The 16,257-nt window shown below is 68.5% G+C and carries 19 protein-coding genes and 1 tRNA gene; 15 read left to right on the top strand and 5 right to left on the bottom strand.

Annotated elements, in window-relative coordinates:
* Positions 1-24 precede the first annotated feature (24 nt).
* The 3 genes from NDI56_RS03175 (at position 25) to NDI56_RS03165 (ending at position 3,061) form a co-directional block, all read left to right on the top strand.
* The gene (locus NDI56_RS03175) at positions 25-750 is read left to right on the top strand and encodes an ABC transporter ATP-binding protein (RefSeq protein ID WP_310917974.1); all 726 of its coding nucleotides are present in this window, start codon (positions 25-27) and stop codon (positions 748-750) included.
* Positions 747-2,141 carry a hypothetical protein gene (locus NDI56_RS03170; protein WP_310917973.1) on the top strand — a complete coding sequence of 465 codons (1,395 nt, stop codon included), beginning with the start codon at positions 747-749 and terminating at the stop codon, positions 2,139-2,141. The genes NDI56_RS03175 and NDI56_RS03170 overlap by 4 nt, the downstream gene beginning before the upstream one ends.
* Before the next feature lie 140 nt (positions 2,142-2,281).
* Positions 2,282-3,061 carry an HAD-IIA family hydrolase gene (locus tag NDI56_RS03165; protein WP_310917972.1) on the top strand — a complete coding sequence of 260 codons (780 nt, stop codon included), beginning with the start codon at positions 2,282-2,284 and terminating at the stop codon, positions 3,059-3,061.
* A 1-nt stretch (position 3,062) separates the two neighbouring features.
* Here NDI56_RS03165 and NDI56_RS03160 read toward each other — a convergent pair whose 3' ends face one another.
* On the bottom strand, positions 3,063-4,328 hold the full coding sequence (locus NDI56_RS03160; protein WP_310917971.1) for a PQQ-dependent sugar dehydrogenase: 1,266 nt from the start codon (positions 4,326-4,328) through the stop codon (positions 3,063-3,065).
* 119 nt (positions 4,329-4,447) lie between these two features.
* Between NDI56_RS03160 and NDI56_RS03155 the strand changes: the two genes are divergently transcribed.
* Positions 4,448-4,696, top strand: a complete 249-nt coding sequence (locus tag NDI56_RS03155) for an MTH865 family protein (RefSeq protein WP_310917970.1) — start codon at positions 4,448-4,450, stop codon at positions 4,694-4,696.
* On the opposite strand, the gene NDI56_RS03150 is transcribed toward NDI56_RS03155, so the two are convergent.
* A complete protein-coding gene (locus tag NDI56_RS03150; protein ID WP_310917969.1) occupies positions 4,689-5,177 on the bottom strand; it encodes a metal-dependent hydrolase in 489 nt (162 codons plus the stop codon). The two genes, NDI56_RS03155 and NDI56_RS03150, sit on opposite strands and share 8 nt — an antisense overlap.
* An 88-nt stretch (positions 5,178-5,265) precedes the next feature.
* On the opposite strand from NDI56_RS03150, the gene NDI56_RS03145 reads away from it, so the two are divergent.
* From NDI56_RS03145 to NDI56_RS03110, 8 genes are all read left to right on the top strand, one after another.
* Complete coding sequence (locus tag NDI56_RS03145; RefSeq protein ID WP_310917968.1) at positions 5,266-5,418, top strand: hypothetical protein; 153 nt, start codon at positions 5,266-5,268, stop codon at positions 5,416-5,418.
* A 58-nt stretch (positions 5,419-5,476) separates the two neighbouring features.
* Entirely contained in the window at positions 5,477-6,154 is a 678-nt protein-coding gene (locus NDI56_RS03140; RefSeq protein WP_310917967.1) for a metal-dependent transcriptional regulator, read from the top strand.
* The gene (locus tag NDI56_RS03135) at positions 6,151-6,858 is read left to right on the top strand and encodes a TMEM165/GDT1 family protein (RefSeq protein ID WP_310917966.1); all 708 of its coding nucleotides are present in this window, start codon (positions 6,151-6,153) and stop codon (positions 6,856-6,858) included. Before NDI56_RS03140 ends, NDI56_RS03135 begins: the two co-directional genes overlap by 4 nt.
* Before the next feature lie 120 nt (positions 6,859-6,978).
* A complete protein-coding gene (locus NDI56_RS03130) occupies positions 6,979-9,621 on the top strand; it encodes a heavy metal translocating P-type ATPase (protein ID WP_310917965.1) in 2,643 nt (880 codons plus the stop codon).
* 44 nt (positions 9,622-9,665) lie between these two features.
* A complete protein-coding gene (locus NDI56_RS03125) occupies positions 9,666-11,453 on the top strand; it encodes an ABC1 kinase family protein (RefSeq protein WP_417935939.1) in 1,788 nt (595 codons plus the stop codon).
* 87 nt (positions 11,454-11,540) lie between these two features.
* Positions 11,541-11,804: a hypothetical protein gene (locus NDI56_RS03120; protein ID WP_310917964.1), complete on the top strand. Its 264-nt coding sequence runs from the start codon at positions 11,541-11,543 to the stop codon at positions 11,802-11,804.
* A complete protein-coding gene (locus NDI56_RS03115; protein ID WP_310917963.1) occupies positions 11,801-12,517 on the top strand; it encodes a DUF2270 domain-containing protein in 717 nt (238 codons plus the stop codon). The genes NDI56_RS03120 and NDI56_RS03115 overlap by 4 nt, the downstream gene beginning before the upstream one ends.
* A gap of 197 nt (positions 12,518-12,714) precedes the next feature.
* Complete coding sequence (locus NDI56_RS03110) at positions 12,715-13,182, top strand: halocyanin domain-containing protein (protein ID WP_310917962.1); 468 nt, start codon at positions 12,715-12,717, stop codon at positions 13,180-13,182.
* A gap of 124 nt (positions 13,183-13,306) precedes the next feature.
* Here the strand turns inward: NDI56_RS03110 and NDI56_RS03105 are convergent.
* From NDI56_RS03105 to NDI56_RS03095, 3 genes are all read right to left on the bottom strand, one after another.
* A tRNA-Arg gene (locus tag NDI56_RS03105) sits at positions 13,307-13,380 on the bottom strand.
* Positions 13,381-13,414: 34 nt separating this feature from the next.
* Positions 13,415-13,717, bottom strand: coding sequence for a twin-arginine translocase TatA/TatE family subunit (gene tatA, locus NDI56_RS03100; protein ID WP_417935938.1), 303 nt, complete (start codon positions 13,715-13,717; stop codon positions 13,415-13,417).
* 160 nt (positions 13,718-13,877) lie between these two features.
* Entirely contained in the window at positions 13,878-14,114 is a 237-nt protein-coding gene (locus NDI56_RS03095; protein ID WP_310917961.1) for a hypothetical protein, read from the bottom strand.
* A gap of 93 nt (positions 14,115-14,207) precedes the next feature.
* On the opposite strand from NDI56_RS03095, the gene NDI56_RS03090 reads away from it, so the two are divergent.
* From NDI56_RS03090 to NDI56_RS03080, 3 genes are all read left to right on the top strand, one after another.
* A complete protein-coding gene (locus NDI56_RS03090; RefSeq protein WP_310917960.1) occupies positions 14,208-14,681 on the top strand; it encodes a redoxin domain-containing protein in 474 nt (157 codons plus the stop codon).
* A 121-nt stretch (positions 14,682-14,802) separates the two neighbouring features.
* Positions 14,803-15,615 (top strand): HD domain-containing protein, encoded by an 813-nt coding sequence (locus NDI56_RS03085; RefSeq protein WP_310917959.1) that lies wholly within the window; start codon positions 14,803-14,805, stop codon positions 15,613-15,615.
* A gap of 58 nt (positions 15,616-15,673) precedes the next feature.
* Positions 15,674-16,042: a hypothetical protein gene (locus NDI56_RS03080; protein WP_310917958.1), complete on the top strand. Its 369-nt coding sequence runs from the start codon at positions 15,674-15,676 to the stop codon at positions 16,040-16,042.
* Positions 16,043-16,257: the final 215 nt, after the last annotated feature.

Below are 16,257 nucleotides of genomic sequence, written 5' to 3'. Positions count from 1 at the left end.
CCGGCTGGTCGGTAGTTTCTGGATATGGCCGCTATCGAGACGACGAACCTGACGCGCCGGTTCGGCGAGGTCACGGCGCTCGCCGGGCTCACGCTCGCCGTCGAGGAGGGCGCGCTCTTCGGACTGCTCGGGCCCAACGGCTCCGGGAAGACGACGACTATCGAACTGCTGACCGGGCAGCGTGCGCCCACCGACGGGTCGGCCACCGTCGTCGGACACGACCCCGTCACCGAGCCGATGGCCGTCAGGGAAGCCATCGGTATCCTGCCCGAGCGGGAGGACCCGCCGAGCTTCCTGACGCCGCGGGAGTATCTCACCTTCGTCGGCGAGGTCCGCGAGGTCGACGACATCGACGGGCGCATCGAGCGCTGGGCCGAGCGCCTGGAGTTCGACGGCGTGCTCGACGCGCTCGCGACGGGGCTCTCCGAGGGCGAACGCCAGCGGGTGATGCTGGCTGCGGCGTTCCTCCACGACCCCGACCTGGTGTTCATCGACGAGCCGCTGGTGAACCTCGACCCCATCATGCAAGAACAGGTGAAGGCGGTGCTGTCGGACTACTGCGAGCGGGGGAACACGCTCTTTCTCTCGACGCACTACGTCGACGTGGCCGCCGAGCTGTGCACCCACGTCGGCATCGTCGAGGACGGGGCGCTCGTCGCCGACTGCGACCCCCGCGAGATGAGCGAAGACGAGCTCCTCTCGTATTTCATCGCCGAGGTCGGCGGCGAACCGCCCGAGGTGCGGGCGTGACCGGGACGCTGTTTCGGTGGATGGTCCGCGAGGAGTGGCGCCTCCACAGCCACCTCTTTGGCGGCCCGCGCTTTGCCGCCTTTCCGCTCGTCGTCGCCGCCTTGACCGGGCTGGGGACGTGGTTGCTGTCGCTGACGGGGACGCCCCCGTCGGCCGTCGCCGGCGGGCTCGTCGCGCTCGTCGGCTTCTTCGGACTCCAGGTCGGCACCATCGGTCTCGTCGGCCGCGACGCCTTGCAGGACGTGCTCGGCGACACGACGCTGCTCGTGTTCTCGGCGCGGACGCTGCCGCTGTCGTGGCGCCGGCTGCTCGCGACCTTCCTGCTGAAGGACGTCTGCTACTACACCGGGTTCGTCCTCACCCCGGCGGTGGCGGGCTACGGCGCCGTCGCCGTCGGCTCGGGCGCCGAGCCGGGCCGCGTCGGGCTCCTGTGGCTCGCGGTGGTCGCGGCGTTCGCCTTCGGCGCCGCGCTCTCGCTCGCGCTGGTCGCACTCGCGAGCCGAAGCCGGATGGCGCTGCTGAGCGCCCTCGCCGCCGGAACGCTCGCCGTCGTCGGCCTCGGCGTCGACCCCGTCTCCTACACGCCCTACGCGCTGTACGCGACCCCGTCGGTCGGCGCCGCGCTCCGCGGGCTGGTCCCGACGGTCGCGCTCGCGGCGGTCGGAGTCAGCCTGTTCGAGCCGGTCGAGGGCGACAGCTCCGGGCGCCACCGGGCGACCGAGCGGCTCTTTACGGGCGTCTCGGACCCGCTGACCCGCCGGTCGCTGTTGTCGGTCGCGCGCTCCTCGGGCTCGGTCGGGAAGGTCGTGTTCTCGATGGGCGTCCTCTTTGCCGTCACCGCGCTGTTGCTGGGGCGAATCACGGCCGCGACGGGCGTCCGGCCACAGCCGGGCGTCGCCTTCGGGACCCTGCTCGGCCTCGGCGCGTTCACCACCTACAGCTGGGTGACCCAGTTCGACGCCCCGCGGTCGTATCTGCGCTATCCGGTTCGCTACGCCGACGTGTTCGCGGGGACCGTGCGGGCGTCGCTGGTGCTCTCGCTGTCGACGACGGTCGGCTATCTCGCCGTCGCCGCGGTGTGGTACCCCATCGCCGAACTCGCGGTCGGCGTGGCCGTGGTGCCCGGCGTCGCCGCCTACGTCTTCGGCGTCTCGGCGTATCTCACGGGCCTGTCCCCCAACGAACTGCTGTTCGACACCGCGCTGTTTGCCGTCTTCGGGGCCGCGCTCGCGGCGCTCGCGGTCCCCTTGCTGGTCGCCGCGCTGGTCGTCTCCGTCGCGCCGCTGCTCGCGGTCGGCGGGGCCGTGGCGCTGTCGACAGTCGCCGGCGTCGCCGGCTGGTGGCTGAACCGCCGCGCGGGCCCGCGCTGGGAGGAGCGCTTCCGGCAGTGATGTCCTCCACGCCGTGAGCGGAGTGAGGTGCGCCCCCGAGCAGTCAGGTGCCCTCGACGCCGTCGCTGCCCGCGTCGAGCCGACGGACGTGGCAGTTCGGGACTGAGCCATTTTTACTGCTGGTCCACATAGCGGGGACGATGACACTCCGGGGCGTCCTGCTGGACCTCGACGGAACGGTGTACCACGACGACAACCCGCTGCCCGGCGCGCCCGAGGCTGTCGGCCGGCTGCGCGACCGCGACCTCTCGCTGTGTTTCTTCTCGAACAACCCGCTGTACGGCGGCGAGGCCTACGTCGACCGCCTGCAGTCGATGGGCGTCGACGCGCGGCCGGGCGAGGCCTGCTCCTCGGCCGTGGTCACGCGGGAGTACGTCGACCGCCATCACGCCGGCGACGACGTGTTCGTCATCGGCTCCGCCTCGATTCGCGACCGCATCGACGACGGCGACGCCGACGTGGTCGAAGAGCCCGCGGGCGCCGACGTGTTGCTGGCCTCCTGGACCGACGACTTTCACTACAGCGACATGGTCGACGCGCTCCGGGCGCTGGACACGGGGACGGCCTACCTCGGGACGGACCCGGACCCGACGTTCCCGGGTCCGGACGGCCACCCGGTCCCCGGCTCGGGGGCGATACTCCGGGCCATCACGGGCGTCACCGAGCGCGACCCCGACCGGGTGCTCGGCAAACCCTCGGACGTGGCCGTCGAGGCCGCGCTCGACCGGCTGGACCACGACCCCGGCGAGATTCTCGTCGTCGGCGACCGGCTGGAGACCGATATCCTGCTCGGCGAACGGGCCGGGATGGAGACGGCGCTCGTGATGACCGGTGTCACCGACGACGCCAAACTCGCGGCCAGCGACGTGCGACCGGACCACGTGCTCGACTCGCTCGCCGAGGTCGACAGCGTCCTGTAGCTCAGGCCGTCCGGACGCGGTGGACCGCGCCGCCCGAGCCCCCGGTCGAACAGACCAGCAGTTCGCCGGCCGGCGTCTCCCCGAACGCGAGGACGTTCGGCTCGACACCCGAAATCGGGAGCGCCGTCGTCGACCAGCCGTCGTCGCCCTCGGTCGCCACGAACAGCTGGCCTTCCGCGAGGTAGTCGGCGAAGACGTATCGGCCCCGCAGCGCCGGGATTTCCTGCCCGTCGTACAGGTATCCCCCGATGACCGAGATACCGGTTATGCCGTCCCCGTCGTGCGGATACTGGATTGCGGGCTCCCGCAGTGGCTCGCCGTCCGGCCCGGTCGACGGGCACTCCTCGGCCCGGAAGCAGGGTTCGCCCTCGCGGACGTTCCAACCGTAGTTGCCGCCCGCCACGACGACGTTGACCTCCTCGTAGCTCGACTGGCCCACGTCGGCGACGAACAGGCGCCCGTCGGGACCGAAAGAGAGCCGCCACGGGTTCCGAAAGCCCCACGCGTACTGCTCGTCGAGCCCCTCGCGGCCGACGAGCGGGTTGTCGTCCGGGACGCCGTAGGGGCGGCGGCTGCCCCCGCCGTCCACGTCGATGCGGAGGACGCTCCCCAGCAGGTTCTCGGTCACGTCCTGCCCGTTGCCGCCGGCGACCGCGTCGTACCAGTCGTCGACGTGCCCCCGACCCTGGTCGTTGCCGCCGCCGCCGTCACCGACGGCGACGTAGAGATAGCCGTCCGGCCCGAAGGCGACGGCCCCGGCGTTGTGGTTGGACTGTGGCTCCGCGATTTCGAGGAGGACGCGCTCGCTGTCGGGGTCGATACGACCGTCGGACAGCTCGAACTCCGAGAGGACGAACGTGTGGGAGTAGTCCGAGGGCATCCGCTCGCGCAGTGGCGCGCTGTAGCGCAGGTACACCCGGCCGGAGCCGTCGTAGTCGGGGTGGACGGCCAGCCCGAGCAGCCCCTTCTCGCCGCCGGGCGCGACCATCCGGTCTGTCAGGTCGACCGCGGTCGTCGGCGACGCGTCCGCGCCGTCGAGCGCCGACACCGTCCCCGTCTGGTCGGCGACGAAGTACTCGTCCGGGCGGGGAACGGCCACGTCCACGGGCGAGGGGACGCCCGAGAGTAGCTCGTCCCCGGAGAGCCGGAGTCCGCTGGGTGTCCCCGTCGGCGTTCCGGGGCGCGATTCCGAACTCGTACAGCCGGCCAGCGAAGCCACCGAGAGCCCTGTCGCTGCGAGAAAGCGCCTGCGAGTCGGCGTGTGCATACAACTTCCGCGGGGCCCGTGAACAAAGAAGCGTCGGGACGAATAAACTCAGAACAACGGAAAAATGTACAGCTGTCGAACCCTTTATTGGTCGGGTTGTGCAACTCGTAATACAACCGATGGTCGACAAAGCACAACTCCGCGAGCAGTTCACCGAGGCGTTTCAGGACGCTGACTACCCCATCTCCAGCCCGATGGACCTCGTACCGGCCCTGCCCAGCGGCCCCTCGACGAAGTTCGAGTCGGGCGAGTTCTCGATGACCGCGATGGAGTTGAACACCAAACTCAACGGGGAGTTCCCCTACGAGAGCGTCGACGAGTTCGTCGACGACGTGATGGCCTCGCTCGAATCTCAGGACCTCATCTAGGCCCGGCGACGGCGAGTACGCCGACCGTTACCAGCACGCCCAGTCCCAACAGCGCGTAGTTCGCCGCTCGATTGTCCGCGTAACACAGCCCGACGGTGTAGTGTCGGTCGGAGACCGGCCAGAAGGGCGTGATACCCATCGGCGTGATGACGTCCGCGAGCAGATGCGAGACAATCACGGCCGTGCCGACGACGAACCCGACAGTCGCGAGTTCGGCCGCGGCGCCGAGCCCGGCGTCCGCGCCGAGGGCCCACCCGAGCGCGCCCACCACCAGCCCCACAGTGACCGCAAAGGCCAGCGTGTGGGTGACGCCGCGGTGTGCGACCAGTGGAATCCGCTGGTCGACGTCGGGCAGGGGGGCGAGCGCGAGCGTGACGCCGCCGCCGACGACGGCGAGTGTCGGCCGCCCGGCGAGCAACAGCGCGAGCCCGAGCGGCGCGTAGACGATAAGCGCCGCCCCGTAGTGACCCAGACGGTACATACACCCCTGTTGTCCGCCGAAGGCATGTATACTGTCGGGTCGAGAGCGGAGCCTTGCGGTTTATGTAGCGAGCGCGGGAAGTAGGGGTATGCTACTGCCGTCGGTGGTCGAACTACTCGTCTCGACGTTCGGCCCCTTTCTCATCCCGGCGACGCTGTTCGTGCTGGGTGCGATCGGCTACCTGTTCCTCTATCTCCTGACCCGAGCCCGCCGCGAGACGTACGCTGACGACGGCGCGTGACCGCCCAGTGTTGTTTTGTTCCGCCACGTTTTTGCGTTAGACGCGTCTAAACCGTCCCATGTTGAGCGCGAAGATGGAGGACTACCTGAAAGCCATCTACCGGCTGGAACGGGAGGGCGAACCGCCGGTGGCGACCTCGACCATCGCGGAGATGCTGGAGGTGACCCCGCCGACGGCGACGAGCATGGTCGAGAAGCTCGCCGACCGCGGGCTCGTCGAACGCGAGAAGTACAAGGGCGTCACCCTCACGCCGGAGGGCGAGACGGTCGCGCTGGAGGTCATCCGCCATCACCGCCTGCTCGAAACGTTTCTCACCGAGGAGCTGGGCTACGACTGGTCGGAGGTCCACGAGGAGGCCGAGATTCTCGAACACCACATCAGCGAGGTGTTCGAGCGGCGTCTCGCGGCCGCGCTGGACGACCCCGAGGTGGACCCCCACGGCGACCCGATTCCGAGCGACACGCTGGACCCCATCGACGACAGCCCGGCGTCGGCGCTGGCCGACCACGTCGAGGGCACCCGACTCCTCGTCGCCCGCGTCCGTGACCGAGACCCCGAGGAGCTCACCTACCTCGACTCGGCCGGCATCACGCCGGGGACCGAGCTCGTCGTCGAAGAGGTCGCCCCCATCGGCATGGTGACGGTGCGCCTCGACAGCGGCGAGACGGTGTCGCTGCCCGACGACATCGCCGACGCGATACAGGTCCGAAGCCCCGAGGAGGTGAGCGAAGTGTGAGCGAGGTCACGTGGCTCGGCGTCGTCGTCATCGCCGCCGGTGCGCAACTGGCCGTCCTCCCCGGCGAGAAGGTCCAGTTCATCATCGCGGGCCTCTCGACGCGGTTCAATCCGGCGATGGTCGTCGCCGCGGCCGGCACCGCTTTCGCCGGCTGGACGGCGCTCGAAGTCTGGCTCGGGAACGCCGTCACGGAACTGCTCCCGGGCATCTATCTCGACGCCCTGACCGCCGCCCTCTTCGTGCTGTTTGCCGCCCTGCTGGTCCGGACCGCCCCCGGGAAAGACGCACCCGACAGGGACGCCGCCACAGGCGTGTTGACGGACGGCGGCGAACTGGACGTACGCGTGCCGTACGTCGACTGGCAGGTCCCGAACAAGCTGGGCGGGTTTCTCCCCATCTTCGCCATGATGTCGTTCGGCGAGTTCGGCGACAAGACCCAGCTCATCACCATCTCGCTGGCCGCTCAGTACCCCGCCTTCGGGACGGCCATCTGGACCGGCGAGATGCTCGCTATCATCCCCGTCAGCATCGCCAACGCCCTGTTCTTCCACCGGTTCTCCAGCCGCTTCGACCTCCGGAAGGCCCACTTCGTCGGCGCCGGCCTGTTCCTCTTTTTCGCGGCCGACTTCGCGCTCAAGACGCTCGTGGGATTCTCGCTGTGGGAGACGGTCGTCACCGCGGCGGCGAACGCGCTGCCGTTCTGAGGGGTTATCGAACGAATTTTCCCGCCGACTTTCGCTTTGGAATCGAAGATTTACACCGCGGTTCATCTATCAATCACAGACACAAACCGCATCAAAGAGCAGGCCGTACGAAGAGACAAGATGACCAATCGAACCGTCCGCCTGGAGCTGACCGGGATGAGCTGTGCGAACTGTTCGGGGACTATCGAGGACCGCGTCGGCGAGCTCGACGGCGTCTCGTCGGTCGACGCGAACTACGCCACCGACGAGGGGAGTGTCACCTACGACCCCGACGCGGTGTCGCTCGGGGATATCGTCGCGGCCGTCCGCGACGCCGGCTACGGCGTCGACACGGAGACGGTGACTATCGGCATCACGGACATGACGTGCTCGAACTGCGCACAGACGAACACCGAGGCGCTCGTCGGCGTCGCGGGCGTCGTCTCCGCGGACGTGAACTACGCGACCGACGAGGCGCAGGTCACCTACCTCCCGTCGGTCGCGTCGCTGTCCGAACTGTACGACGCCGTCGAGGAGGCCGGCTACTCGCCGGTCCGGGACGACGAGGGCGAGGACGGACAGGAGCTCTCCGCTCAGGAACGCCGCGATACCGCCCGGAACGAGGAAGTGCGCAAACAGCGCCGGCTGACGCTCTTCGGCGCGGCGCTCTCGCTCCCCCTGCTCGTCTTCATGGCCGACCACCTGCTGTCGCTCGGGCTGTTCGAGGCGACGCTCTTCGGCGTGCCGCTTGGCTGGGCGCAGTTCGCGCTCGCGACGCCGGTCCAGATAGCGCTGGGCAAGCCCTTCTACGAGAACGCCTACAAGGCGCTCGTCAAGAACCGCCGGGCCAACATGGACGTGCTCATCGCGCTGGGCTCCACGACGGCCTACGGCTACTCGGTCGTCGCCCTGCTCGACCTCGTCGCGAGCACGGGGCTGTACTTCGATACCGCCGCGTTCATCCTCGTGTTCATCACGCTCGGTAACTACCTCGAAGCGCGCTCGAAGAGCCAGGCCGGCGCGGCCATCCGAGAGCTGCTTGAGATGGAGGCCGACACGGCGACGGTCGTCCGCGAGGACGGGAGCGAAGCGGAGATTCCACTCGACGAGGTCGCGGTCGGCGACCGGCTGAAAGTCCGCCCCGGCGAGAAGATTCCCACGGACGGCGTCGTCAGAGACGGCGGCAGCGCCGTCGACGAATCGATGGTCACGGGCGAGTCGGTCCCCGTCGAGAAGGGCGAGGGCGACGAGGTCATCGGTGCGACCGTGAACCAGAACGGCGTCCTCGAAATCGAGGCGACGAAGGTCGGCTCGGAGACGGCGCTCCAGCAGATCGTCGAGCGCGTCAAGGCCGCACAGTCACGACAGCCCGACATCCAGAACGTCGCCGACCGTATCTCCGCGTACTTCGTGCCGGCGGTCATCGCCAACGCCCTGCTGTGGGCGGGCGTCTGGGCGCTGTTCCCCGAGGCGCTCGCTGCGTTCGTCGGCACGCTCCCCGTCTGGGGGCTCGCCGCCGGCGGCCCCGCGGCCGTCGGCATCACCGAGTTCGCCGTCGTCGTCTTCGCCTCCGCCGTGCTCATCGCCTGTCCCTGCGCGCTGGGGCTGGCGACGCCCGCGGCGACGATGGTCGGGACGGCCACCGGCGCGCGCAACGGCGTCCTGTTCAAAGGCGGCGACGTGCTCGAAACGGTCCGGGACATCGACACCGTCGTCTTCGACAAGACGGGGACGCTGACCGAGGGCGCGATGGAACTGACCGACGTAGAAGTCGTCGGCCCGGCCGCGGACGGTGGTCGCGAGAAGGCCGCCACCGACGGCGGAGCGCTCGAAGAGCGCCCCGAACTCACCGACGAGTTCGTCCTCGAACTCGCCGCCAGCGCCGAGAGCGGGAGCGAACACCCGCTGGCCGAGGCCATCGTCGAGGGCGCTCGCGACCGGGGCGTCGACTTCGCCGACGCCGACGAGTTCGAGAACGTCCCCGGGCAGGGCGTCCGAGCGACGACCGAACACGGCGAGGTGCTCGTCGGGAACCGGAAACTCCTGCGGGACAACGGCGTCGACACCGACCCCGCCGAGGAGCGCATGGACGCCCTCGAACGGGAGGGGAAGACCGCGATGCTGGTGGCGCTCGCGGACGGTCGGCCGGGCGAGGCCGACCGGTCGCCGGACCAAGAGTTCCGCCTCGTCGGCGTCGTCGCCGACGCGGACACGGTCAAGGAGAGCGCGAAGCGCGCGGTCGGCGACCTCCGAGAGCGCGGGCTCGACGTGTGGATGATCACCGGCGACAACGAGCGGACCGCCCGCGCCGTCGCCGAGCAGGTCGGTATCGACCCCGACGACGTTCGGGCCGAGGTTCTGCCCGAGGAGAAGGCCGCCGCGGTCGAAGATATCGAGGCAGACGGGAGCCGCGCGATGATGGTCGGCGACGGCGTCAACGACGCCCCCGCGCTGGCGACGGCGACCGTCGGCTGTGCCATCGGCTCCGGGACGGACGTGGCCATCGAGGCCGCCGACGTGACGCTGCTGCGTGACGACCCCGCCGACGTGCTGAAGGCCATCCGCATCTCCGAGGCCAGTCTCTCGAAGATCAAGCAGAACCTCTTCTGGGCGCTGGGGTACAACACGGTGATGATTCCGCTGGCGTCGCTGGGGCTGCTCCAGCCGGCGCTGGCCGCCGGGGCGATGGCGGCCTCGTCGGTGTCGGTGCTCGCGAACAGCCTCGCGTTCCGCCGGTACACGCCCGAGAAGGACTACGAGTTGCTGGGGAAGCTACGGCCGTAACTCCTTCCAGTACGTTCATCTGGCCGGAACCCTGAACGCCGGTAGTGAGCGAGTCGCAGCCAGAGAGGGACAGCGGGTCCCTCGGGAAGTCGGCGCGCAGCGCCGACGACGTCGGAGGAAGACAGTCGTCGCAGGGTCACCAGCCGTCCGGCCTGGGCGTCCGCCTGCGAGCCCTGTGGCGCGCCATCGTGGTCGCCTGGCAGTTCGTCCCCTTCGTCTGGGCGTGGGCCCGGGACCGCAAGCGGTTCCTGTTTTTCGGCCGCTCGCGCGAGGTCACGAGCGGGCAGCGGACCGAGCGAGCGCGCCGGCTCAAGATCACCTTCGTCGAGCTGGGGCCGGCGTTCATCAAACTCGGGCAGATGCTGTCGACGCGGCCCGACGCCCTTCCGGGGGAGTACATCGAGGTGCTCTCCGAACTCCAGGACAGAGTGCCGCCCGAACCGTGGTCGGCCATCGAGCCGCTGCTGGAGAGCGAACTCGGCGCGCCCGTCGAGGAGCGCTTCGACGAGTTCGATACGACGCCAATCAGCGGCGCGTCGCTGGGGCAGGTGTACGAAGCGACCATCGACGGCGAGCGCGTCGCCGTCAAGGTCCTCCGGCCCGGGATTCGGGAGCGCGTGGAGTCCGACCTGCGAGTGCTGGAGACGCTGACGCCGGTTCTGGCCCGCGGCGCCGACCCCGGTCAGGCGTACACACTCGAGAACCTGAGCGAGGAGTTCGCCGCCACGATACGCGAGGAGATGGACTACGCCCACGAGGCCCGTATGCTCCGGGAGATCGGCGCGAGCTTCGCCGACCGCGACGACGTGGCTATCCCAGAGGTCGTCGAGAGCCACTCGACGAACCGCGTGGTGACGATGACGTATCTCGAAGGCGTGAAAATCGACGACGTGGCCGGCATCGACGCGATGGGCGTCGACCGCGAGGCGCTCGTCCAGCGCCTCGAAGAGGTGTACATCCAGATGATAGTCGAGGACGGCCGCTTCCACGCCGACCCCCATCCCGGGAACCTGGCCGTCCAGGCCGACGGGACGCTCGTCTTCTACGACTTCGGGATGACCGGGCGTCTTGGGCCCCGGACCAGAGACCAGCTGATGGAGTTCTACGTCGGGCTGGCGACCGACGACGTAGAGCGGGTGATGGACGCCTTCGTCGCCATGGGGGCGCTGGACCCGAGCGCGAACCGCGAGGTGATGGCCGAGGCCTTCGAGATCGTCATCGAACAGTTCCGGGGCGAGGACATCTCGGAGTACCGGGTCGAGCAACTGGTCGACCAGTTCGAGAGCCAGCTCTACGAGTTCCCGATGCGCCTGCCACAGGACCTGGCGCTCGTCGTTCGGGTTACCACCGTGCTGGAAGGGGTCTGTCGGACGCTCGACCCCGAGTTCGACTTCATCGATATCATCACCGACTACGTGATGGAACAGGGTGGGGCGGACGCGGGGTCAGCTATCCGAGAGGAGATTCAAGAGACCGTCACCAGCGGCGCCCGGTCGCTGGTGACGACGCCTCCGAGAGCCGAGCGGGCGCTCGACATCGCCGAACGCGGGGAGCTGACACTGGAGACGGTGCTCAAGGACGGTGACGGCCTCGCCCGGCAGATGGCCCAGCGGCTGCTTCTGGGGTTCGTCGCGGCCGCCGGGATTCCGGTCGCGGCCTTCTTCTACGTCGACGCGACGCTTCCGTCGACGGCGCTTGCGCTCGGCGTGACCGTCGCGTCACTCCTGGTTCTCGGCTGGTCGTTCGGGCGGTCTCGGGGGAGCGGTCTCGGGACGCCCCAGTTCACGCGCCACGAGATGCGCCGACGCGAAGACGAGGGACAGCACCGCTAACCGGGGCCACCGGGACGGCAGCCCCGAAGACGGACGAGACAGCGTGAGCGCAACGACTTTTCCGGCCGCGGCGCGGAGGATGAGACAATGCCCGAAGCCAGCCACAGCTCTCTCGAAGCGGACGTACAGCGCGCGGTCCTGTTCGACCGCGTGCACGGTCTGACCGGCCGCGACCGCACGCGTGGTCGACTGCCGGTCGACGGCGACGGCAACAGCTCCCACCGCGTGTACGCGTCTCGTGAGCCGGGAGGCATCGCCGACCAGACGCAGTGGTACCGCGACGACGACCACGCCGAGCGGGGACCGCTCGGCCGCGAGTTCCGGGCTAACGTCGGTGAGCCTGCGGGATGAGCGACGACGGAGAGCGGGTCGACGGCTCGTTCGACCCGAGCGACGAGCGCGAACGGCGCCTCGGCGTCGGTCTCTTCGAGCAGGAGATGGGGCCGAGTTCCTCGATGGCGCACCTCTATCGGGCCGAGGTCCACCGGATGACACGCTGGCGCGAACGGCTCGACCGAACCACGAACTGGGCGGTGACGGTCATTGCCGCCATCCTCACCTGGGCGTTCTCCGACCCCACGAACCCACACTACCTGGTCCTCGTGGGGCTGGTCACGCTCGGCGTGTTTCTGGGCATCGAAGCCCACCGCTATCGGGGCTTCGACGTGTGGCGCTCCCGCGTCAGGCTCATACAGGAGAACGTCTGGGCCCCGGGACTCGACCCCAGTCGCGACGTGACGGACCACGACTGGCGACGCAAGCTCAGCGAGGACTACAGCCAGCCGACGGTGAAGATTCCCTTCGAGGAAGCGCTGGCACACCGGCTGCGGCGGGTGTACCTCGCGCTCTTTACGGTCGTGAACGCGGCCTGGGTGATTCGCGTCACGTCGTTCGCCGACGGGGCTGACTGGCCGTCGAGCGCGGCCATCGGGATGGTGCCGGGCGTCGTCGTCACCGCGGCCGTCGCACTCGTCTACCTCGCCGGCGTCGTCGTCACGCTCAGACCGCGGAAGTGGCACGCCCGGTCGGAGCTACGGACCGAGCGCGTCGACGATTGGCAGTAGCGATATTCCGCTCCGGTCGGAATCTCGGAACGCGCGAGGGTGACTCACGGGACCTCTGACAGTACGAGCGTCGAGGCCGCGAATAACGACGGTTCGGCCGCTACCCGTCACGAACCCACGTCCGAACTAGATCGGTGTCGGCGACGGGACACCGGCGAATGGGTGGTGTTTTCACACTGCGCCCGTCAGAGCGACGTATGACAGGCAGACTGAACCGGCGGGCGTTCCTCGGAACCGCGGCCGCCGCGAGTGTGGGACTGCTGGCCGGATGCGGCGGCTCCGACGGTGCCGTGCCCGAGGCGACCGGCACCCCACAGGTCGCGGTCGACCAGTACCTCAATGAGACCGACAACTACGACGGGACGATTCAGGACGAGACCGGGAGCGGCGGCGCCACCGTCGACGTCGGTGCCCTGGGTAACGGCGGCAACTTCGCCTTCGCCCCGGCTGCCGTCCGCGTCGACAGCGGGACGACCGTCACCTGGGCCTGGACCGGGGAGGGCAACGGACACAACGTCGTCCACGAGAACGGTGACTTCGAGAGCGACCTGACGGACGAGGAGGGCCACGAGTTCGAGCACACCTTCGACGACGCCGGCGTCTACTTCTACTACTGCGCGCCCCATCAGGGCTTCAACATGCGCGGCGCCGTCGTCGTCGAGTAACGGGCGGTCCCGATGGCGTAACCCGCTCCGCCCGTCGGCACTCTACACGGGCGTGGCGGGACTGAGCGAAACCGGAGGTTTCGCGATGGTCGCCACGCGCGTCGAGTGAGTGTCACGAACGAGACGGGCGTGGCGGGATTCGAACCCGCGCTCTAGGGGTTAGGAACCCCTCACCCTCGTCCACTAGGCCACACGCCCCCGTCGGGACAGCCGAAACGTCCGAAAAGGCAGTTCAGTTCTTGGAGTCGCTCGTCGTCTCCTCGGTCGTGACGGACTCGCTCTCGGTAGCCGACGTCGCGGTGTCGTCAGCGGCAGTCGTCTCGCCGTCCGCGGCCGCCCCGCCCTCCCGCATCTCTTCGAGTTCCTGTTCGACTTCCTCGCGCCCCTTCTGGAACTCACCCATCGCCTCACCGGTCGAACGAGCGAGTTTCGGAATCTTGTTCGCGCCGAACAGGAGCACGGCGATGAGGAGGATGACTAGCAGCTCCGGCCCACCGGGTATCCCCGGGAACAGCGGTACGATGGTCCCTGACATTGTGATGGGAATTTACGCGGTTGCTATTATAGTCTTTTTGCCTGCCCCTGGGTTCGCGAACGGTCTTTTAGAGGGGCTGAAATAGCTAATATCGACGTTTCGGGCTGAGACGAAAACCGACCGATATCAACCTTTTGTCGCCGGCCCGCGCGAGCACGCCCTACTGTTGGACGAGTCGGGCAGTCACGTCGTCCAGCCAGTCCGGAACGTCGAGGTCAGCCAGCGCACCGTCGCGCCACGTCGTCACGACCTCGGTCTCGCCGCCCCGGGTGAGGTCGATCTGCCACTTCCGGCCGTCCTCGGCGGTGATGTTGAAGCGGGCGCCGCCGTTGGCGAGCGTCGAGACGTGTTCGACCGTGACCTCGATGCCTGTGTAGACCTCCATCGTATCGGGCATGGCTGTCCCTTTGGGCCGGCTGGTACTTAAACAACCGCGCGACTCGCGGGCCGGACCACCGCACTAATCTGTTTCGGGGCCCCAGCCAGCGATATGGTTTCAGTCGGCGACGAGGCCCCGGATTTCACCGCACCGCTCGCAAACGGCGACGTAGCCGAGATGACTCTCTCCGACGCGGTCGCCCGCGGGCCGGTCGTGCTGGCCTTTTTCCCCGGCGCGTTCACGAGTGTCTGTAGCCACGAGATGGAGTCGTTCGACGACCGCCTTGACGAACTCGCCGACGCGGGCGTCACCGTGTACGGCGTCAGCATCGACACGCCGTTCGCCCAGAACGCTTTCCGGGACGAACTGGGACTCGGTTTCGAGCTCGTCAGCGACAGCGACCGCGAGATCATCGACGCGTACGATATCGCGATGGACTTCACTGCGCTGGGCGTCCACGACCTCGCGAAGCGAGCGGTGTTCGTCGTCGACGAGGACCGGACCGTCACGTACGCTTGGGTCAGCGACGACCCCGGGGTCGAGCCCGACTACGACGAAGTGGTCGAGGCCGCACAGACCGCCTGAGACGGACCGCTTACGGGCAGTGCCGGACACCGCCGGCCCCGGGGCGGCGACTACCGGCAACGCGCCACGGCAAGCCGTCTGAAAGCCCGGGTTTTTCTCGCTGGCCGCACTTGCTATGGCCATGAGTGAGACCGACGACGAGGCGGCCGGCCGCATCTACGACCCCGACGGCGACCACGCGTTTCCCGACGGACGGGTCAACGCTGTCCTCGGTATGCTGGCCGACGACGAAGAGGTGCAGGCGTATCTCGAAGCCCAGAACGTCAATCCCGTGGCGCGCAAGCGCTACAACGACCACGGGACGAAACACATCAGTATCGTCCGGAACCGAGCGCTGTGTCTCTACGACCTGCTCAAACAGGGCGGCGTCCAGTTCAACGGCGCAGCCCAGCAGGACCTAGACGAGGCCGACGAGGCGGTCATCATCGCGCTCGCCGCGACACTGCACGACATCGGCCACGTCGTCCACCGCGACGAACACCCCTACTACTCGATTCCCCTCGCGGCGGACCTGCTGGACCGGCTGCTGGAGGACCACTACGACATCGCCGAGCGCGTCCGGGTGAAAGGCGAAGTGCTCCACGCCATCCTCTGTCACCACACCGAGGAGCAACCCCTCACCCTGGAGGCCGGGGTGGTCCGGGTGGCCGACGCGCTGGACATGGAACGGGGCCGCTCGCGTATCCCGTACGAACGCGGCGGCCGCGGCATCAACACGGTCTCCAGTCAGGCCATCGAGACGGTCACGCTCAGCAGCGGCGACGACTACCCCGTGCTGGTCGAGATCGAGATGAACAACGCCGCCGGCGTCTATCAGGTCGACAACCTGTTGAAGGCGAAACTCGACGACTCGGGTCTCGAAGAGAGTATCCGTATCGTGGCGCTCAACAGCCACCAGAACGGCAACCAAATAGTCGAGCGAATCGAGCTCTGAGCGGCGCAAACCTGTAGGCGACGCAACTGTTTAGTAGCGCCACACCCTACCCATGCGCATGAGTCTCATACCCCTCGACGAGCCGCGGGGTGACGGTCCGACGGCACCCCGGACGGGACCGGGTGAGGACACTCCCATCCGGCGGTTTCTCTCCGGGCTGAAGTCGGCGCTCCGAGCGATTTTCGGCGCCGGGACGCCGGCCGACGGCCAGTCCGGCGAGACGGCCCAGCCCGACGGGGCGTCGGAACGCGGCGTGACGCGAGCGCAGGCCACCGAGCGGCCCGCCGAGTTGCCAAGCGGGCCCGCGAGTGACAGCGGTCGGGTCGAACTGGTCAGTACGGAGACCGAGGACACGCTCACCGTCGCCGTCGCCGACAACCCCGACGCGACCATCAGTTCGGACACCTGGGAGTCGGTCGAGCGGTAGCGGCCCCGATTCTCTCGGCGGTAGTGTCTCCGGTTCGACGGGTGCTCCCGTATGGCTCGCAGAATGCGGCGGCCGGGAGTGAGCGAAACCGGAGGTTTCGCGAGCCTCGACGGACGGAGTCCGTCGGTGTTTGAACCACGCGAAGACGGTTGTGCTCGCTCACTCCGTTCGCTGCGCGCACTGCGACTCGTAGGGTTCAAATCTCTCTGTTCAGC

This window comes from Halomicroarcula saliterrae, assembly GCF_031624395.1.
GTDB lineage: Archaea > Halobacteriota > Halobacteria > Halobacteriales > Haloarculaceae > Haloarcula > Haloarcula saliterrae.
This window is presented reverse-complemented; position numbering and strand designations above follow the sequence as displayed.